24 protein-coding genes are annotated in these 19017 nt (G+C 52.0%); 7 read left to right on the top strand and 17 right to left on the bottom strand.

The annotated features are described in order from the left end of the window. Nucleotides 1-35: 35 nt before the first annotated feature. On the bottom strand, nucleotides 36-632 hold the full coding sequence (locus tag FKW31_RS10385) for a recombinase family protein (RefSeq protein ID WP_124307159.1): 597 nt from the start codon (nucleotides 630-632) through the stop codon (nucleotides 36-38). Nucleotides 633-788: 156 nt separating this feature from the next. Here FKW31_RS10385 and FKW31_RS10380 point away from each other — a divergent pair, with 156 nt between their 5' ends. The 3 genes from FKW31_RS10380 (at nucleotide 789) to FKW31_RS16065 (ending at nucleotide 4330) form a co-directional block, all read left to right on the top strand. After that, nucleotides 789-3746, top strand: a complete 2958-nt coding sequence (locus tag FKW31_RS10380; RefSeq protein ID WP_150178516.1) for a Tn3 family transposase — start codon at nucleotides 789-791, stop codon at nucleotides 3744-3746. A gap of 213 nt (nucleotides 3747-3959) precedes the next feature. Continuing rightward, complete coding sequence (locus FKW31_RS10375) at nucleotides 3960-4187, top strand: hypothetical protein (RefSeq protein ID WP_238332801.1); 228 nt, start codon at nucleotides 3960-3962, stop codon at nucleotides 4185-4187. Beyond that, nucleotides 4184-4330 carry a hypothetical protein gene (locus tag FKW31_RS16065; RefSeq protein WP_166443401.1) on the top strand — a complete coding sequence of 49 codons (147 nt, stop codon included), beginning with the start codon at nucleotides 4184-4186 and terminating at the stop codon, nucleotides 4328-4330. The genes FKW31_RS10375 and FKW31_RS16065 overlap by 4 nt, the downstream gene beginning before the upstream one ends. 8 nt (nucleotides 4331-4338) lie before the next feature. On the opposite strand, the gene FKW31_RS10370 is transcribed toward FKW31_RS16065, so the two are convergent. The 10 genes from FKW31_RS10370 to FKW31_RS10325 all read right to left on the bottom strand — a co-directional run bounded on the left by FKW31_RS10370 (nucleotide 4339) and on the right by FKW31_RS10325 (nucleotide 7923). Next, nucleotides 4339-4761 (bottom strand): type II toxin-antitoxin system VapC family toxin, encoded by a 423-nt coding sequence (locus FKW31_RS10370; protein WP_150178514.1) that lies wholly within the window; start codon nucleotides 4759-4761, stop codon nucleotides 4339-4341. Next, nucleotides 4758-5003, bottom strand: a complete 246-nt coding sequence (locus FKW31_RS10365) for a FitA-like ribbon-helix-helix domain-containing protein (protein WP_193562069.1) — start codon at nucleotides 5001-5003, stop codon at nucleotides 4758-4760. The genes FKW31_RS10370 and FKW31_RS10365 overlap by 4 nt, the downstream gene beginning before the upstream one ends. A 194-nt stretch (nucleotides 5004-5197) precedes the next feature. Beyond that, a complete protein-coding gene (locus tag FKW31_RS10360) occupies nucleotides 5198-5452 on the bottom strand; it encodes a hypothetical protein (RefSeq protein WP_150178512.1) in 255 nt (84 codons plus the stop codon). 84 nt (nucleotides 5453-5536) lie between these two features. After that, nucleotides 5537-5800: a BrnA antitoxin family protein gene (locus FKW31_RS10355; protein WP_150178511.1), complete on the bottom strand. Its 264-nt coding sequence runs from the start codon at nucleotides 5798-5800 to the stop codon at nucleotides 5537-5539. Nucleotides 5801-5815: 15 nt separating this feature from the next. Then, on the bottom strand, nucleotides 5816-6202 hold the full coding sequence (locus FKW31_RS10350; protein ID WP_150178510.1) for a type II toxin-antitoxin system VapC family toxin: 387 nt from the start codon (nucleotides 6200-6202) through the stop codon (nucleotides 5816-5818). Continuing rightward, nucleotides 6199-6444 carry a type II toxin-antitoxin system Phd/YefM family antitoxin gene (locus FKW31_RS10345; protein ID WP_006560453.1) on the bottom strand — a complete coding sequence of 82 codons (246 nt, stop codon included), beginning with the start codon at nucleotides 6442-6444 and terminating at the stop codon, nucleotides 6199-6201. Before FKW31_RS10345 ends, FKW31_RS10350 begins: the two co-directional genes overlap by 4 nt. A 123-nt stretch (nucleotides 6445-6567) precedes the next feature. Beyond that, on the bottom strand, nucleotides 6568-6963 hold the full coding sequence (locus FKW31_RS10340) for a type II toxin-antitoxin system death-on-curing family toxin (protein ID WP_150178509.1): 396 nt from the start codon (nucleotides 6961-6963) through the stop codon (nucleotides 6568-6570). Continuing rightward, nucleotides 6960-7187: an AbrB/MazE/SpoVT family DNA-binding domain-containing protein gene (locus tag FKW31_RS10335; RefSeq protein ID WP_019088712.1), complete on the bottom strand. Its 228-nt coding sequence runs from the start codon at nucleotides 7185-7187 to the stop codon at nucleotides 6960-6962. Before FKW31_RS10335 ends, FKW31_RS10340 begins: the two co-directional genes overlap by 4 nt. Before the next feature lie 102 nt (nucleotides 7188-7289). After that, nucleotides 7290-7697 (bottom strand): DUF2442 domain-containing protein, encoded by a 408-nt coding sequence (locus tag FKW31_RS10330; protein WP_150178508.1) that lies wholly within the window; start codon nucleotides 7695-7697, stop codon nucleotides 7290-7292. Beyond that, a complete protein-coding gene (locus FKW31_RS10325) occupies nucleotides 7687-7923 on the bottom strand; it encodes a DUF4160 domain-containing protein (protein WP_238332800.1) in 237 nt (78 codons plus the stop codon). Before FKW31_RS10325 ends, FKW31_RS10330 begins: the two co-directional genes overlap by 11 nt. 855 nt (nucleotides 7924-8778) lie before the next feature. On the opposite strand from FKW31_RS10325, the gene FKW31_RS10320 reads away from it, so the two are divergent. Beyond that, nucleotides 8779-9834: a replication initiator protein A gene (locus FKW31_RS10320; protein WP_150178507.1), complete on the top strand. Its 1056-nt coding sequence runs from the start codon at nucleotides 8779-8781 to the stop codon at nucleotides 9832-9834. Between the two features lie 39 nt (nucleotides 9835-9873). Here the strand turns inward: FKW31_RS10320 and FKW31_RS10315 are convergent, their stop codons facing one another. From FKW31_RS10315 to FKW31_RS10300, 4 genes are all read right to left on the bottom strand, one after another. Continuing rightward, entirely contained in the window at nucleotides 9874-10131 is a 258-nt protein-coding gene (locus tag FKW31_RS10315; protein WP_150178506.1) for a ribbon-helix-helix domain-containing protein, read from the bottom strand. Nucleotides 10132-10158: 27 nt separating this feature from the next. Beyond that, the gene (gene parA, locus FKW31_RS10310; protein ID WP_010666790.1) at nucleotides 10159-10818 is read right to left on the bottom strand and encodes a ParA family partition ATPase; all 660 of its coding nucleotides are present in this window, start codon (nucleotides 10816-10818) and stop codon (nucleotides 10159-10161) included. A gap of 181 nt (nucleotides 10819-10999) precedes the next feature. Next, nucleotides 11000-11596, bottom strand: coding sequence for a recombinase family protein (locus tag FKW31_RS10305; protein ID WP_150178505.1), 597 nt, complete (start codon nucleotides 11594-11596; stop codon nucleotides 11000-11002). Between the two features lie 120 nt (nucleotides 11597-11716). Then, nucleotides 11717-12313 (bottom strand): recombinase family protein, encoded by a 597-nt coding sequence (locus tag FKW31_RS10300; RefSeq protein ID WP_150178504.1) that lies wholly within the window; start codon nucleotides 12311-12313, stop codon nucleotides 11717-11719. A 209-nt stretch (nucleotides 12314-12522) separates the two neighbouring features. Here FKW31_RS10300 and FKW31_RS10295 point away from each other — a divergent pair, with 209 nt between their 5' ends. From FKW31_RS10295 to FKW31_RS10285, 3 genes are all read left to right on the top strand, one after another. Further along, nucleotides 12523-14304, top strand: coding sequence for a Hint domain-containing protein (locus FKW31_RS10295; protein ID WP_150178503.1), 1782 nt, complete (start codon nucleotides 12523-12525; stop codon nucleotides 14302-14304). A 166-nt stretch (nucleotides 14305-14470) separates the two neighbouring features. Then, on the top strand, nucleotides 14471-16423 hold the full coding sequence (locus FKW31_RS10290; protein WP_238332799.1) for a Hint domain-containing protein: 1953 nt from the start codon (nucleotides 14471-14473) through the stop codon (nucleotides 16421-16423). 702 nt (nucleotides 16424-17125) lie between these two features. Further along, nucleotides 17126-17884 (top strand): hypothetical protein, encoded by a 759-nt coding sequence (locus FKW31_RS10285; protein WP_238332798.1) that lies wholly within the window; start codon nucleotides 17126-17128, stop codon nucleotides 17882-17884. 256 nt (nucleotides 17885-18140) lie between these two features. Here the strand turns inward: FKW31_RS10285 and FKW31_RS10280 are convergent, their stop codons facing one another. Next, nucleotides 18141-18527 carry a type II toxin-antitoxin system VapC family toxin gene (locus FKW31_RS10280; protein ID WP_150178500.1) on the bottom strand — a complete coding sequence of 129 codons (387 nt, stop codon included), beginning with the start codon at nucleotides 18525-18527 and terminating at the stop codon, nucleotides 18141-18143. Next, nucleotides 18524-18769: a type II toxin-antitoxin system Phd/YefM family antitoxin gene (locus tag FKW31_RS10275; RefSeq protein ID WP_150178499.1), complete on the bottom strand. Its 246-nt coding sequence runs from the start codon at nucleotides 18767-18769 to the stop codon at nucleotides 18524-18526. The genes FKW31_RS10280 and FKW31_RS10275 overlap by 4 nt, the downstream gene beginning before the upstream one ends. Between the last annotated feature and the right edge of the window lie 248 nt (nucleotides 18770-19017).

The following is a 19017-nucleotide window of genomic DNA, read 5'->3' as shown; positions in this document are numbered from 1 at the left end:
TGGGGTCACGACACGAAAGTGTACTTTACGTACGCTTAGAGTGAACCCAACAAGAACGTTGAGGCTGTTCTGCTGAGAGTTCGATAGACAGTTGGCCGAGAAATAGAAAACAGTTCTGAAAGATCGCTGATGGAGTAATCGCCGGTATCATACATCCGGCGAAGCTCTTTTTGCTGACGTTCAGAAAGCTTGGGTTTCTTTCCGCGTAGTTTACCTTTGTCGCGTGCAACGGCCATCCCTTCACGAGTACGCATCCGGATCAGATCGGCTTCAAACTCCGCGAAAGTCGCAAGGATGTTGAAGAACAACTTGCCCATTGGATCAGACGGATCGTGAATACTGTTCCCAAGTTGAAGCTTCACGCCACGGGATGCCAGGCTGTCGCCAATAAGCCGTGCATCAGGGACAGAGCGGGCCAGTCGATCAAGCTTTGGTACGACCAAAGTATCGCCACTACGAACAGCCGCCAGTGCCTGGTCAAGGCCGGCCCTTTCCCGGTTCGTGCCGGTGAAGCCCTTGTCGGTGTAAATACGATCGGCAGAAACACCGAGTTTGAGCAGTTCCTGATGCTGGGCCGCGAGATCCTGTTTGTCCGTCGAGCAGCGGGCGTAGCCGACCAATATATGTGTCATACGAGAGAATGTAACGTATATGGCCCCATCACTGCAAAAAATATGGTACTATCTTTATGAGACTCAGCACACGGCTGTATTCCATGACGTGTTGCACTTGTCCGGGACAGTCCGTCCAACGATCCCCTTCCGGACACATGAAGGAGACATCCGATCATGGCGCGGCGCCGTCTTCTGACCCGTGAAGCTCTCGCCCGACATTACGAGCCTTCTGTCGATGATCGCGAGATCACGAGACATTTTACACTCAGCCAGGATGACTTCGATCTGATCGCAACCCGCCGCGGAGAAACCTCCCGATTGGGTTTTGCGATGGTCATGCTCTACATGCGCTGGCCGGGACGGGTGCTGGAATCTGGTGAAACACTACCGGCTCCCATTCTGTCATTTGTTGCGCGGCAGCTCGACCTGTCCCCTGGGCTCTGGTCCCATTACGGACGTCGTGACGAAACCCGTCGATCCCATCTGACCCACCTGATGAAGCGTTATGGCTACCGAACCTTCGATCGGTCGGCATTTCATGACATGACCGGTTTCGCGATGCCAATTGCACATCATGTGACCCAGCCATCCCGCATGGCTGCGATCCTGATTGACGAGATGCGTCGCCGAAGCATTCTCCTGCCGTCGGTCACTGTCATTGAAGCCTTGGTGCGCCGTGCTCGCCAGCAGGCCGATCACCTTGTCCATGACGTCCTTGCAGGGGATCTGCCGCCGGAAACCCGTTGTCGTTTGGACAAAATGCTGGAGCGTCGTGGCGATCGCAGTGCCTCCTCGCTCTCGTGGCTGCGTAACCCGCCCCTGTCACCAGCCGCGCGCAATATCCTGCGATTGCTGGAACGCCTGGAGTATGTACGATCCCTGAACCTCGACAGTGCTCGCGCCACGACCATACCGCGTGTGGCCTTTGACCGTTTGAGCGAAGAAGCTGCCCGGATTACGCCCCAGCATCTGGCCGAGCTTCGGTCATCCCGTCGTTACGCCATTCTGGTGGCAGCCGGGGTCCGACTTGAGGAGGTTCTAACCGACGCGACCCTCACAATGATGGACAAACTCCTCGGAAGCATGATGCGCCGTGCCGAGCACCGGATCCGTGACAAAGCGATTGTCACCATGCGATCGTTGCAGGCCCAGCTTCGTCTGCTGACAACCTCCTGCCGTCATCTGATTGAGGCGCGTGATCAGGGTGTTGATTCACTGTCTGCCATTACGGGAATTGACTGGCCCCGCCTCCAGGACGCCATCGGCAGGGCTGAAACCCTGACAGCTCCAGAGACCATTGATCGCACGGCCGAACTGATCAACCGGCATCGCTCTCTTCGTCCTGCCATTGGTCCATTCCTGAACGCGTTCCAGTTTCAGGGTGGTCGCACGGTACAGGGATTACTGAAGGCGGTGCAGATCATTGGAGACCTCTATCGGACCGGTAAACGCCGCTTGCCTGACTCCTGTCCGATCCGTTTCATTCCGCCTTCCTGGCTCAGCTTTGTCAGGCCAGAGGGAACAGTCATACGACAGGCTTACGAACTCTGTGTTCTGACCCAGCTGCGCGAGCGTCTGCGTGCCGGAGACATCTGGGTAACGGAAAGTCGCCAATACCGCGCATTCGACACCTACCTTCTTCCGGAAGCCACGTTTGCAGCGATGCGCGCGCAAGGACCGTTGCCTCTGGCGATCAATGCTACGGCTGACACGTTCCTTTCTCAACGGCGTGCAGTTCTGGAAACCGCGCTGAACCGGGTGACGGCTCTTGCCAGGAAGGGCGAGTTGTCACAGGTCCGGCTTGATGCACATGGTCTTGTGATTTCGCCTCTGAAAGCAATTACACCCCCTGCTGTGGAAGAGTTGAGGCGGGCGGCTTACGACCGGCTGCCACGGATCAAGATTACTGATCTTCTGCTGGAAGTGGACCGCTGGATCAGCTTCACCGACTGCTTTACCCATCGCCGTTCCAGCCGTGTCGCGGATGACAAAAACGCCCTGCTGACGGTGATCCTGGCGGATGGGATTAATCTTGGTCTGACACGCATGGCCGACACCTGTCAGGGTGCCACCCTGCGCCAGTTGGCGCATCTGCATGACTGGCATATCAGCGAGGCCGGATACGCCGAAGCCCTTGGCCGTATGGTTGCAGCCCATCGTGGGCTGCCCCTGGCGTCACTCTGGGGAGACGGCACATCGTCCTCAAGTGATGGTCAATTGTTTCATGCAGGTGGCAGAGGCGCTGCGATCAGCGATATCAATGCGCGCAATGGCAGTGAACCGGGCGTCAGTTTCTACACCCACATCTCCGATCAGTATGATCCGTTTTCGACCCGGGTGATTGCTGCGACGGCCGGTGAAGCGCCCTATGTTCTGGATGGACTGCTTTATCATGCTAACGGACTTTCCATTGAAGAGCATTATACAGATACGGGTGGGGCATCGGATCATGTTTTCGGGCTGATGCCCTTCTTTGGTTATCGATTTGCGCCCAGGATACGGGATCTGAAAGAGCGGAAACTTCACCTTTTTCCGGGACAACACCCGGGCGAACTTCTGGGTGGGATGGCCGGTGACCTGATCAATACCAACCATATTGTGGAACACTGGGACGACCTGCTGCGTCTCGTCACATCTATTCGGAGTGGAACCGTGACCGCTTCGGCCATGCTGCGCAAACTCGGATCTTACCCCCGTCAGAATGGTCTGGCTGTGGCTTTGCGCGAAGTCGGCCGGATCGAACGGTCAATTTTTATGCTCGACTGGATACAGGATCTGGATTTGCGCAGACGAACCCAGGCTGGACTCAATAAGGGAGAAGCCCGGAATGCGCTGGCTCGGGCGCTCTTCTTCAATCAGCTTGGCGAACTGCGGGATCGGCGTTTTGAAAATCAGGCCTATCGGGCGTCAGGTCTGAACCTGCTGGTGGCAGCGGTCATCCTATGGAATACGCGCTATCTTCAGTCTGCCATCACGACGCTCGGTATTTCAGATGACCTGGCCCAGCATATCGCACCCCTCGGCTGGGAGCATATTTCTCTGACAGGCGACTATCGCTGGAATGTCGATGAGCAGCCCGAAGCTGGCGCGTTACGACCGCTTCGGGTACCTGCATCCCTACTTGTTGCGTGAACCTCAATGTGGCCAGTTCTACAGGTGTTCACTCCAAGCGTACGTAAAATACACTTTCGTGTCGTGATCCCGTAATGGAACAGAAATCTACGGGCGTCACAATACGCGCTCTCTGGAAACGCCCCTTCTCCAGAATGGTTTTCTGATAAAATCAATCGTCATCAATGGATGTGGAATCTGAATGCCCGGTTCGTTTCACGGGCAGCAAAGCGTATGACCGATACGGACGCCCTGGTCTTGCTCAATGAGGCGGTCAATCTGGAAATAGCAGAAACGGCTGCCAATCTTCTACAGGACGGTGTGCCAGAAAAAATCGTCGCTGATTTCGTTATGGCTTACAGTCAGACACAACGAGCAGAATTGCTTGATAATGTCTGCGATTACGCATGGCGGATTTCTGCTCCTGTCGCTGCCACGAAACACGAGGCGATGAAGACATGACCATGACGAATCTTTCCGACGAACGGGCTGCCAAAAGGGCTGCAATCCGCAAGGTACGCAACAGTACGAAACCCGCAGTCCCGGCCGATCAGGTCCTTGCTCTTCTGGACGCCGATCTGGCCCCGGATTCAAGCCGCCATTGACGCCCTCCCTACGCCTCGTCCCATGGATTGATGAGGGTAATACCGCAATTGAGGAAATCGCGTGTATTCCGTGTCGCAAGGGATGCGCCACGGGACTGCGTGATGGCCGCGATCTGTGCATCAAACTGACTGATGGGTTCTCCGGCCTGCCGGCGTCGGGAGGCGATCTCAGCATAAACACGGGCCGCCTCTCCGTCGAAAGGCAGGATACGGCCGGAGAAATCCTCTTCGAACATGGCACGGGCGGCTGCGATCAGCAGATCCCGACGTCGTCCTTCCGGCAGCAGCGCCAGCCCATACAGGATCTCGGCCTGGGTAATGGCCGTGATAAAGAGGGTCATCATGGACTGACGGGACATCCAGGCCAGCACCGCCCCGTCAGGCCCGGAGCGCATCAGTTCGGAGAGGATGTTGGTGTCGAGAACGATCACATCCCGAAATCCACGTCCCTGATGGCCTCACGGGACACGGAAGGCAGATCCACCCCTCCCAGCTTGGCAAAACGCTGATGGATGACCTGACCGGCATCCATCCCCTGCGATACTTCAGCGAAAAGAGCGGAGCGCAGGATATCGCGTACCTCTTCTTCCATGGAACGCCCATGCTGCGCCGCGCGCAGACGAAGCCGCTGTTTGAGACTGTCATCGATATTGCGGATGGTCATAACGGCCATGGGAACCTCCATTAAGCAATGACAGCATTGTAGTCATTGAGTGCGCGGTTTGCAATCATCAGCTCAGATTGGGGTATTTGAGGGAAGATACGAAATCCCGCACCAAGCTGAAAACGGAAGCGCAGGTCCAAACAGGCCTGAAAATCCAGACGGAAACAGAACGCGGGAACGATCTCTCATTCCCGCGCTAAAGGTTACCAGTAATATTCGTGGGGTCGCCGGGTTCCGGTATACGGAAAGACGGCCTCGATAGGATCAAGGTCGCCCTTGATGATCAGGCGGGCAACATGCCTGTCATGATAACGGCCAGGGCGGATATCGTGCAGATGGCTGTACCAGTTGGGGGATTCAGAGGCTTCACGTGAGCCTCCATAACCACAGCGATCTGGCCGATTGGCCCAGCGATGATCACGACCGTGTTTGCGGCTGTGATGATAGGTGCGAGACATGGGAGCTTCCCCTCCATGACGCGCGGAGTGATTTCCGAGCGTACCTACATCGTCCGATCTCCTCTGTTCTGGTCGGAATAAGCTTTACCGCATCTGTGCGACATCGGTTTCCAGCAGCATCCGGACATAGCGTGTGTAAGGGATGCCCTTTGCCTTAGCCCTGGCTTTCACGGCGTCCAGCAGGGACGCTGGCAGGCGCATGTTGAGGGCATCTGCCTTGGGTTCGATCTCAAAGCGCATGGGTTTGAAACTGGACAGATCATATTGGGTCAGATCGGCGGTCGCGACGAAATCCTCGGCCGCTTCGTCACTGTGCAGCGAGGGCATGGACCTGTTTTTGCTGCTCATAGTGGTCGATATCCTTCAAACGGCTTCGATCGGGCCAGGATAAGCCTTTACCAGCGGATCATGGGTCAGCAGAAGCAATCCTTCCACCATGGCCTGAGCTACCAAGATACGGTCAAAAGGATCCCGATGCACATCTGGCAGGTGTCTCACGGCCAGGGCATGCTGGCTGGTGATCGGTAACTCCTCATAACCGTTTTCAATCAGACCGCGTCGCAGCAGATGAGGATCGACCTGGAAGTCTGCACGGCCCAGCCCGGTCTTAATGGTGATCTCCCAGAGACTGGCAGCACTGAAGACCAGAACATTGTCCTGATCTTCCATCAGGGTTTTCGCCCGGGCTGACAGCTTGTCAGGCTCTCCGGCTGCCCAAAGCAGCAGATGGGTATCCAGAAGGAGCCTCATGCCGGACCGTCGAACAGAGACACAATATCGTCCTGTCCCATGCGATCAAAATCTTCGGGCACCCGGATTTTTCCAGCAAGAAACCCCAGACGCCGTTGCTGTAACTCTTCAGGAGCCGTAATCGGGCTGACCCGCACCATCGGTCGGCCAGCTTTGGCAATGATGAAGCTTTCCCCTTTCATGGCCGCGTCAATCAGCCGGGACAGATGGGTCTTGGCTTCGTGGATGTTAACTGTGCGCATAGCGAAAGCCCCTGAGTTTACCCAATAAAGACTTAGTCATATTAGTCTGGTCTATCAAGGCAAATATCGCCAGGACCACCTCAGGAAACGAAAAAAGCATGCCCATCGCGTTCCTCGCTACCGTCATACCCTTTCGGATGCGACATTGGCGGCGAGGAACATCACATAGCCCAGTTCGTCCATCTGACCTGCCGCCAGTGAGAGAACCGCATTTGCTGCATCTTCCTGGGCTGCCGTGAAACGATAGCCGTTCAGTTCCAGAAACAGCACACCGAGTACAAAGCCCGTACGCTTGTTCCCATCGATGAAAGGATGGTTTTTGACGACACTTGCCGTATAGACGGCCGCCAGATGCACTGGATCCAGCGGATCTGCATAGGCCGCATGCTGCTGTGGCCGGGCAAGTGCGGATTTCAGAAGACCTGCATCCCGTACGCCGGAAGCGCCCCCATGCAGCCCCAACAGCCGGTCATGCAGGATCAGGGCTTCGCGTTCGTCTATCCAGACGAAGACTGTCATTGCGCCAGAACATGCAGCGTATCACGGTAGCGCCGCATAATATCCTCAGCCTTTGTCATTTTGGTTTCGAAATCAGGATCATAGGGTACGAGCCGATAGCCGCCGTCTGGTGCTTCGGTCAGATACAGGGGCGCGCCGTCCTGGGTGTTCAGCCGTGAAATCACTTCCTTGGGCAGCACGACCCCGAGTGAGTTTCCGAACTTTCGCACTTTCAGCTCGACCATAGTGAATCCCCCTAATGTTATTACTAATGTAATAACATTAGGGGGATTCAGCAACCACTATGCTCACCGGCCTGTCTAGCTCACAGTGATCAGCAGTCTTTCTTACGCGACGTTTCTGGGCCGACCGCCTTTCGTGCCATTCCGACGTGCGGCTGCCGCCTTTGCGGGACTGGCGGATGATCCGCCCACACGTCCCATCTGTGCTGCCATCCAGCTTCGGGAACCATAGATACCGTGGATGAGGCCTTCGACCAGAACATCAGCATCAAGACGGGGCCAGTGAAGGCCATTACCCAGCGGTGTGATCTCGATCTCAGCCAGATCATTCAGGGAAGCCCCTTGTAAATCCTGTAGCAGATCCACAGGCACGCTCATTTCAACACCGTTGGAGAGCGTGACATGAAGGGCGCGGCGCGCACGGATCAACCGTGCGGAGACCGCATGAGGAACCGTCGCTCTATGGAGCGCGTCTGCTTCACGAGCGGCCTGATAGTTCATGTCATTCGCCATGTATCTTCTCCCATGCTTCCGCCAACATCTCAGTGTGGTCCTGCACGATGACAAGGGCTTCCTGTATAACCTTATCCTTCATGCCACCTGCCCGTATCAGGCGGGCTTTCCTGCCAATTTCAATTACCGCTTCCCCATCCGCGCTTATGACGTGAACGTGCATTGGCACATGATCTGCCGTGTAAATCACGACACGAAATCCATTGATGCGTAGAAGCGTCGGCATAATTCACTATATCCCTAACGCTTGGGTTTTTCAATCAGAACTATCCCGCCAAAAGTCAGAAGGAGGGTATCTGGACGGTCAGACAGAAATGGACAGCCCATTAACTTCTGACAAAGCCAGCAGAGCGCCATAGGAGGCCGCACAAAGCGTAATGCCCGTTATCGCCCACCCCCAAAACTAGCCACTACACATGGTAACGCCTGTAAGGCCATCCTGTGGCGTCTGGCGAGCATGCTGCAACACGTGAGTTGCTGAATGATCGTCTGAACACCGGTGCGTCTTGAGCAGATTACGATTTTACCCGGGTTTTCTGGCGTTGCAGGCGTCGGGCGAGCGCGGAGCGGGAGCCCCGTAGGGCGCCAGAGGCGCCGACGCGGGAGAGGGAGGTGCTGGTGGAGAGACGATGCATTGCATCGTCAGATTATGATTTCGCGCCGTAGGCGTGTCCGTTGAGCGCAGCCCAGAAAGGGCGAGCATGGGGATGCCGGGTGGGAGATCGTGCGAAGCGCGATCGGGGCGGCCTATGGCCGCGAGCCGGCGGGGGCGTAGCCCCCAAGAGGCGGTGTTTGGGTTCAATTTGGCTGGAAATTTTTGGGGTTTGTGAGTTATCCACAGATTAGATGGTCGAAGATGGTGTTAAATAGGTGTTAGATTCTGTGTTAAGCGATTCTAGCATCCATTTAATACATTGATATAAAAACGGAATTTCTGGATTTTTCCCCAGTTTGGTATTTAAAACCCCGAATCTTGGTATTTAAAACCCCGAATCTTGGTATTTAAAACCCCGAATCTCGGTTTTGGTATTTAAAACCCCGAATCACTTGACGCTGGTATGTAAAACCCCGAACTTGAGGTATGGTATCTGAAACCCCGAATCTGCCTGTTGTCCATGAGGCCCTCCTGCCGGAGCGTCATCCTCAGCATGACTTATTCATCTGCGACGTGGCAGATGCCGTGCTTAAAGACGTGATGCCGCAAATGGAGCATCCGTTTTATTCCTTGTCTAAAAAACCCGAGACTTCCGTTCGTCGCTATGAACATAATGGGCAATGGCTGGAAATCACGCCAAGCGTGAAGGGCCTTGCTACAATCTACGATAAAGATATTCTGATCTACTGTATTTCGCAGATCATGGCGAAAATAAAGGCCGGGGAAAAAGTATCGCAACGGGTGCGGATCAGCAGCCGTGACTTACTCATCTTCACCAATCGCGGCACGGCAGGTAAGGATTACAAAGCCCTTATCGAAGCCCTCGACCGCCTTGAAGGCACACGTATCCGCACTAACATTGTCACAGGCGACGAAGAACAGGTGGACGGTTTTGGCCTGATCGACGCTTCATCCATCCGCCGCAAACTTGGCCTCGACGGCCGCCTATTGCATTGCGAGATCAAGCTATCGGATTGGGTCTTTAACGCAATTAAGAGCAATGATGTTCTGACACTGCATCGTGATTATTTCCGGCTGCGCAAACCGCTGGAACGACGCGTTTATGAACTCGCCCGCAAACATTGCGGTCAGCAAGCGACATGGAAAGCCTCTCTTGAGATCCTACTGAAAAAATCAGGCTCTCAAAGCCCAGAAAAATTGTTCCGACAGATGATAAAGAACCTCGCTGCAAGCGATCATCTACCGGATTACCGTGTCGAATTCGATCCTCAGAAAGACATGGTAACATTCATCAATCGCGGCACAATGAAAGCTGCCGAGCCAGTAGCCGAGGCTTGGATGGGTGCGCTTGATCCTGATATTTACGGGGACGCTCGGAACATCGCACCAGGGTGGGATGTGCATCATCTCGAAAGAGAATGGCGCATGTGGCTGGGTGATAACGAGATCGCTCCGAAGAACCCTGAGCGGCATTTCATCAAATTCTGCGAGACGTGGTTTGCTAAGCGTGGTCAACCCTGATTGTACAAATATACAAGCATAATCTATCTAAATAGATAGTCAGCGCTCTCCAAAAGGATGACGACCGTGCTTACGCATCAAATCATCAATGGCCTCCCCGATCAAACCCTGAATAGTTGTATCAGTATCAAGCGCAAGTTGATGTAGTCCTTTGCTAACTGCTGGGGAAAAATACCCCACCACAGCCCGCTTACCTTCTCTCGGATTACGTGGACGGGCTTTCTCTACCACCATTTGCGCTGCCGGTTCCACAACCGATGGCGCGACCGTCTTTTTGAGACCAGCAAACCGACTCATGCCGTATGTCCTTAACTTAGAAAATTGCTAACGCGTTTTTGTGTCATCTTGTTTGTGTGATGGCATGTTAACTTGATCACACACCCAATTCCACAACAGTGCTATATCAGCAGCAGCCTTGCTTTCCGGCTCCGCTTCCTGCGCAGTACGACCGGAACCAACGCTATGATGAAAAACTGCACGCTCAGGCAAAACAACAGGAGCAACAGGGATACCAAACTGCGCCACAACCTCGGCCGCCTCCTTATAAACTTGGGGCGCACGAGGAGGACCCGCAGTAAAAATCACGAAGGCAGGCTTGCCACTGGCTCGCACAAGTTCCGCCGTTGTTCTAACAGCGTCCATATCGAAAGCACGTGGTCTGCATGGAATTAACAAGAAATCAGCGACACGACACGCCTCACGCGCCATAATATCGGCATGTGGGGGAGTATCTATTATCGATAGTTCTGCGCCCAGTTCGGACGCTTGTTCCAGCTTTCTTGATAACAAGGCGTGAGCCGCACAATCCACCACATCAGGCTCGACATCCCCCCGCCATGCTTTCCATGAACTTGCAGTCGCTTGGGGATCGGTATCAAGGATCAGAGAAACGTATCCAGCGGCACTGGCACTAGTAGCCAAGTGTAGGGCAAGCGTCGTCTTCCCAGCGCCTCCCTTCTGACTAATGATCGCGATTGTTTTCATGCCACCATGTTTCCGTGTTAACACATTAACTAATTACCATGTTATTTTGATAACTCAATATCTTCCTCAAAAAAATTGACGATCTAATTGAACCCAATATTCCGCATGTCTCATACCGATGCCATTAGCACCCATATAATGCTATCATGTTTTTGTGTTAACATATAAACACGATGACGTGTTATCTTTCCCTTTGCACAATGGCAGCAACAGTGTTCTTGCTGATTCCCAGATCGCGGGCGATCCACCGATAACTCCGCTTTTCAGCCACCAGCGCCAGAACCTTCGGAGCCAGACGGTCAGACTTCGGCCGCTCTCCTTTCTGTCGGCCGAGAACCTTCCCACGCGCCCTGGCAGCGGCCAGACCGGACTTCACCCGCTCGCTGATCAGATCCCGCTCGAACTCCGCAATCCCGGCCAGAACCGTCGCCAGCATCCGTCCATGCGGCGTCGCTAAGTCAAACGTCATCCCCGTTATGGCGATCAGGGAAACACGATAGCTCTCCAGTTCCTGAAGCGTGGAGATGAGATCAATGGTCGAGCGCCCCCAGCGGGACAGCTCCGTCACCAGAATGGCGTCAATTTCACGGGCCTGGGCCAGTGCCATGACCTTTCGACGCTCGGCCCGATCCACCCGGATACCAGAGCCGGTCTCCATGAAAACGCCCAGCACTTCATAGCCCGCGCGTTCGGCAAACCGCGTCAGCTCGTCCTTCTGGCGCGCGCAGGACTGATCGGCCGTGGAAACCCGGCAATAGATGACCGCGCGCTGTCCCATTTGAACCCTCCCGGAAAAACCACCATGCAACCCTTGATACACCGTGGCTCCGGTCTGTCCCAATTAGACTATAGTCTATTTGGTACAGGCTTTTTCCGTTCATTCCGAAAAATAAAAAGCTCAGTCTTCGTTTGTGAGTTGTTTGCGACAGCGATGGCTATCTGCTCCCGTTACAATCCGTGAAACCGTTCCAGCGCTAATTCCATAACTTTGGGCAATCACCTTCAGTGTTTCTCCGTTTTGACGCCGACGTATTATTTCATGCCGCTGTGCTTGTGTAATCACCGCAGGACGGCCCATTTTCACACCTCGCCGCGTTGCACGTAATCGCCCTTCCGCAGTGCGCGTTCTGATCAAGTCCCGCTCAACATCAGCAAGACCACCCAATACAGCCAGCATCAGACGACCAGTGCTTGTCATGGTATCAGCCCACGGTTCCGCTATGGAGCAGAACTGTGCTCCTTTCTGGGTGATTTCCTTAACGATTCCAAACAGATCAAACGTGCTCCGCGCCAGACGATCAATGCGGGTGACAACAACAATCTCGCCTTTTGACAGACCTTTCAGGAGTTTCTGAAGTTGGATGCGCTCTGCATCAGCACCACTGGCTTTTTCGCGGAATATTTTAGTGCAGCCATAATCTTGTAGGGCTTGAAGTTGCACATCCAGTGTCTGACCAATTGTGCTGACGCGGGCATATCCAATTTTACGAGACACTGTTTTGCCATCCTGAAGCGACGATGGCAGAGACTTAACCAAGAATACAAATTTACGCAATTCCTGATTTGCGCAAATGCCATTGTTGGCTAGTTTTAAGAAAACACTCTCAAACTAAAGTTTATAACATCAAAACAAAAATACAAGAGGAAAGTAATTATTGTCAGAAAAATCCTGTCCACAAGTATTTGCGCAAATCAGGATATATAATGTCTTCTTTACCTAACGATGTAGCAAGCGGTTCTGGCACTCAAAAAGATCCGTATGTTCTGCAAAACAATTCAGGTACGGTAACTCTGGAATCCGGAAAATTTTATATTCTGGAAAATGGAACCACTATCGGAACCAAAAAAGGCAATAACACAAACGACTCTGGCATTGGAACAACTGCTTCCACTGGTGGTATTGTTGTAAATGGCGCCAGCCTTGAAGTGCAGGGTAGCGCACAAATTAACGGTACATTGGACATCAGTAAGGCTGGCTCCAGTGTCATGATGGACACCCCGAGCAGTTGGGTTGAGCAGACAAATCTTCCAGACCATAGTTCTGTTGGTGGCGAAACATTTGGTTATCCAGCTTTACAGAATGCAGTTGTCAGCGGATTACTCAATAACGATGGCACACCCAACTCCAATACATCTTTGATTCTGAACGGCATTCCCGGAAAATTTGGCGGAAATTCCGGGAAAATTGGAATTGTCGGTCAAGTTTCAGGTGTTACGGGGTCACATCTTATAATTGAGTCTGCAAGCTCCAGTAACCCCATTCCCGAAGGTGGGGCTAGACCAAGCGAAGCACCGGGGGTTCACTATGGTGTCAACGTTTTAGTCCCCAAGCAGTACGCAAGTACTACGGGCAGTGACGGTCTAGATTACGATAATGTCATTTTATCGTATACAGAATTGGCCGATGGCAGTTATAAGATTGACGGCGGCACCACATCCTATACCTGCTTCCTGTCTGGCAGCATGATCCGCACGCCAGAAGGTGATGTGGCCGTTGAAAACATCAAAATTGGTGATGAAGTTGTTACTTTCGACTGGAAGAACAACAGGGAAGTAACTCAGCCGGTCGTCTGGGTCGGTAAATCGCATGCCTTCGCATATGCAAATATGCCAGATGATGAAGCAGGATACCCTGTCCGGGTTCAGAAAAACGCTATTGCAGAAGGCGTACCCTATAAAGACATGCTGATTACACCAGAGCATTGCCTGTTCTTTGAAGGCAAATTTGTACCTGCGCGTATGCTGGTCAATGGTGTTTCCATTGTCTACGACAAGTCCATCACTTCTTATGAATACTATCACATAGAAACAGAGCAGCATTCTGTTATCACTGCCGATGGCATGTTGACAGAAAGCTATCTGGATACAGGCAACCGTTCCTCTTTCCGTCAGGAAGGTAAGGTTGCAAGTTTGCGCAATATCGCAAAAAGCTGGGAGAGTGATGCCGGGGCACCTCTGTGTGTAGACCGCGCATTTGTTGAGCCCCTGTTCCGTAAACTGGAAGCACGAAACAAAGATCTTGCCAGTTCTCAGGCTTCAGTGGATCTCACGCAGGATCCTGATGTGCACCTCGTTACGGAAAGTGGTGCTGTTATCCGTCCTATCCGGCATGATGGGCCGTGTTACAGCTTTATGTTGCCAGCCAATATTGCTTCTGTGCGCATTGTTTCTCGTGCCAGCAGGGCCGCTGATGTGATTGGGCCATTCGTGGATGATCGGCGCATGATGGGTGTAGCTGTTGCGGATGTGTATTTTGTCACCGCCAAGCATCAGGAAGCTGTAACGGCTCACCTTCAGGTAGAAAAACCTTCTGGTTGGCATGATACAGACTGGACAGATTGCGCATGGACAAACGGGGATGCCGTTCTGCCCTTGGGTGATCTGACGCAGGATTGCATGGGTATCCTTTCCCTGAACATTCGGGCAGCAGGTCCTTATCAGAAGCAGGATACAAAAGTTATTCTGAACAGTAAGTATTCTGCCTGAACAACGCTTAGTCCTCTCCATCTTTTTTAGGTGTAGAGGACTAAGCTTTTGATATCGACACAGTATTTGTGACGATGGTTCACATAGTTTCAATATTTCATGAAGTCGAATTTCTTTTCACAATTTTGCGATCTTCATGGAAGATGCAAAGAAAGTTACGGTTATTATGTCTAATTACCCACTTCCTTCATCAACTACCCAGACAATTTCATCTGGCCAAACAGTGAGTGGTGCCTCTTATGGCACTCCAGACCATGTTGTTGTTGAAGGTAATCTTACAAGCGCTTCTTTGACTCAAACCGAGGGTAGAGGGGCTGGTATCGGGTCTATTCTTGTCCAGAGTGACGGAACGCTTTCCCATATTACAGTAACAGATGGCGGAAATATTTTCGCACTGAGCGGCGGACGTGCCTCCGATATTTCGTTAGATGGTGATCGTAGCGCTGATCTTATCGTTGAGAATGGCGGGAGTGTTGACACTGTTACGGCCTCTAACAGTGCTGGGATTGATTTGCGTGGAGGCACGCTTTCCAATGTCACGCTGACAGCAAGTGCCAGTATGAGTGTTGAATCTGGCGGTGCAGTAAGTGGCGTTAATGTGGGCGATACTGCACAGGTCGCGGTTGATCCCAATTCTCAGATATCATCCATTACCGTATCTGGTGGAGGTACAGTTGAAAATCAGGGCGGCACCATCACTTCGGCAACTATTCAAAGTGGCGGGAATGTCTCGGTTGAAAGGGGATATTCCTATAACCCTGTAACGAGTTCAGGTGGTTATTCCAACGGAACTATTGATCAAGCTACCATCAGTAGTGGCGGAACGTTAACGGTTGGAAATGGTGGATCAGCAACAAATGTCGGCCTTAAAACTGGTGGACTTATTGATTTCTCCACGTTGACGTATGATTCCTCTGCCAAATACAGCTATGATGCTGCTACATATACTCTCACAGTTACGGGGGGTGGTGGAACGGCAAGTGTCACACTAGATCCTGACACGTCTGATGTCGTTCCCGGCCAGCAGTTTGATCTCGTTCGTGATGACGATGGCAGTCTCGCTATTGAAACCTGCTTTCTGGCAGGCAGCATGATCCAGACACCCAATGGCGATGTTCCCGTTGAGAATATCCGTTTGGGTGACGAGATTACAACATACGTGAATGGCAAGGAGGAATCTCGGAGTGTCATCTGGGCAGGTAAGGCTCATGCTACGGTGCGCCCCGAACTCGCAGATGATGAAGCTGGCTATCCAGTCCGAATTCTCAAGGACGCGATTGCCGATGGTGTTCCTTATAAGGATATGCTTATTACGTCTGAACACTGCTTATTCTTCAAAGGTCGCTTTGTGCCAGTGCGCATGCTAGTAAATGGTGTATCCATTTTCTACGATAAATCGATTACTTCTTATGATTACTATCATGTTGAAACAGAGCAACATTCTGTCATCCAAGCCGATGGCATGCTGACAGAAAGCTACCTGGATACGGGCAATCGTCGCTCTTTCCGCCAAGAAGGTTCTGTGGTCACACTTGGAGGCAAAGTCCGCACTTGGGAAAATGATGCGGGCGCACCGCTTTGTGTGGATCGTGCTTTTGTAGAACCGTTGTTCCGAGCTTTGGAGTGGCGTGAAAATAGTATCATTGGTTGTCAGATTGCTCCTAATTTGATTGAAATGACCAATGAACCTGATCTGCATTTAGTTACCCAGACTGGTGCTGTAATCCGGCCTATGCGTAAAACCGCACATAAGTACAGCTTCATGCTGCCGCCTGAGACACACTCTGTGCGGATTATTTCTCGTGCCAGCCGTCCATCAGACGTGATTGGTCCGTTTGTGGATGATCGTCGTTATATGGGTGTGGCTGTCGCAGATGTACAACTCCAATGTGCCAAACAGCAGTTCGATATTACTTCTCACCTCCAGGACGAAAAACCTTCGGGTTGGCATGATACCGATTGGACAGATTGTGCATGGACCAATGGGAACGCGGAACTGTCCTTAGGTAATCACCTGACACATGGGAAAATGGGCATCCTCTCCATGACTATTCGTGCAGCAGGCCCCTACCTGCTTGAAACAAAGCAAAATGCTGACATGAAGACGCAGTCTGTCTAACGTTTTCTATCAAGTCAGTTGTGATTGGGGCTTTCCCTTTATCGGGAAGGCCTCTTTTTTTATCATGAATATCTATTGATCTAACCAATAATACCAACCCAAGCCTTCATAGAAGCCCGCGTGATACTAACTATGCGGATGCCTTTTCTGAGCTATGCCCTGCACCCGAAGGCGCGGGGCTGGAGACATCGTTACAACCTCATAACTCACCACAAGCTAACGGGAACATCACGCCCCGTAGGCAAGAATGTACGCCTCCCCAACCACTCTTGCACAGGGAAACCTCACATACCAAAGGAAGGGCCTGAATCTTCGCGGTCATCATCATGATCATGCTCCATTTTTTCGCTACAGAAAGACGTCTCCATCAGACATGACATCAGTCTACTCATCTAACAAAGAAGCCACACGGCTACCTTGATGCATAATGTCGGTAATCCTGACTCCCTTTGTTTGTGTATCCTCAATATAAACCTCATTTTGTAAAAAGGTGTGGTTAAACCACACCCTTTTACCGCCTACCCGATCATAGCGGCGCAGCCGCCGCACTGAGGGTGCAATGGTGTATGAAGACCCTGAAATATGTGTGGTCAAAGTGTGGACAGATCGTAGGTCAGAATGAGGTCGAAAGTTAGGTCAATGCAGGGGCAGATCAATAGTCAGTGCTAGGTCTAGATGACGTCCATGTGGGGACTCTTCCTTGTGAAAAGCTTTCTCGTCGCATCATCGCAGGCAATTCTTCCCGACAAGGAGGAGAACAACGTGTCAAAAGGTATAGAAAAACTCAGAGCCCGAACGATGAAACAACATGCATCCTGCCGGGCTGGTAAACTCTATCGATGGTTGTTCGAGCACCACGAAACGATCCGCCAAGCAAGAGATGACAACATTGGTTGGGAGGAAATAGTTGACGCAGCCCGAGCAGACGGGATCTCAATCGTATCGGATCGTCCTGGACGCAAACTCATTCAATGGAAATGGAAACGTGTTTGTTTGGCACTTGGCAAGCTCACTCAACCAAGGAGCAGTAATGACGTCAACGACCGAGTTGCTGACAGACCCATCATGCCCAGCAGACTGCCTGCTGACTGGAAACCGGAATTCGTTGAAATACCGCAACCTGTCTCCCAACCTGCTCAGGGAAAGCCGCAAAACTCCTCTCTAACGGTCAAAACCGAGACGATGCCTGCAGGGACCTCTATGACGATGGAGCAAAAAATAGACAAAGCCCGTTTCACTCTCGGTCAGGCCAAGTTCGATCTCACGATGGCCAAAGAACAGATCAGGCTGAACGACAGTCAGGGTGCTCCAATGCTTGCAAAGGAAGGGGAAGCAAAACTCCCAGAGCTGCGGGAGATCATCAAACAAAGACGGGCCATTTATGATCGCCTCCTTGCTGGTGAGGATGTTCCTGAAGAAGAACTGGAATTCAAATCGCCTCGCGAGAGAGAAGAGATATGAGATTCTGACGACATAGTGCTGCCGTTACAGCAGCGACACAGACAGACGTTAAAGGGAGTGGTTAATAATCGCTCCCTTTAACGTCACCACATGAGGAACACTCATCGGCATCAAACAACATTGTTTTCTGCACTTTGCGAAGGCGATAGAGACCTCCCCATTCCGTATGTGACCAATCCTCAACCTCTGATATTTTTCATCGTCCGGTAAAAAACACCTGCCCATTGAGGACATATCGAACTTTACTGCATATCTTTCAAACAGCTTCGATAGGCCCAGGATAAGCCTGCACAAGAGGATCATGGGTCAGCAGAAGTAGTCCTTCCACAGTGGCCTGTGCTACGAGAATACGGTCAAATGGATCCCGATGCACATCTGGCAGTTGTCCGACCATCAGAGCGTGCCGGCTAGTGATTGGTAGCTCCTGATAGCCATTTTCAATCAGACCGCGCCGCAGCAGATGAGGATCTATTTGAAAGTCTGCACGCCCCAACCCAGCCTTAATGGTAATTTCCCATAAACTGGCTGCACTGAAGAGCAGAACATTGTGCTGATCTTCCATCAAAGCTTTCGCACGTGCTGATAGCTTATCAGGCTCCCCTGCCGCCCAGAGAAGCAGATGGGTATCCAGAAGAAGCTTCATGTCGAACCATCGAACAGAGACATAATGTCCTCTTGTCCCATGCGATCAAAATCCTCGGGCACCTGAATTCTTCCAGCAAGAAAACCCAGACGGCGTTGCTGTGGCTCTTCGGGAGATGAGACTGGACTGACACGCACCATTGGTCGACCAGCTTTGGCAATGATGAAGCTTTCGCCTTTCATGGCACCCTCAATCAATCGAGACAGATGAGTCTTGGCTTCATGAATATTGACTGTACGCATAGCGAAAGTCTCCTAAACTCCACCCAGATTAACTTAGTCATATTAGTCTAGTTCATCAAGGGCTTTGTCTTCTTTCTTCAGAAGACCTAATGCCACATTTCGAAACTCGCCTTTTCCGCTGACAATATAATCGCAAGGACCGGAAATTACGTGAGCTGATCGACGCGGAAATCTCACAGAAGGGTTGTACATCGGGTTAGATTATGAAAAAGTCTGTTTTGCACAAAAGAAATTTTCGTAAGCTATAA

The organism is Acetobacter sp. DmW_136 (assembly GCF_008690365.1).
Taxonomy (GTDB): Bacteria; Pseudomonadota; Alphaproteobacteria; order Acetobacterales; family Acetobacteraceae; genus Acetobacter; species Acetobacter oryzifermentans.
This window is presented reverse-complemented; position numbering and strand designations above follow the sequence as displayed.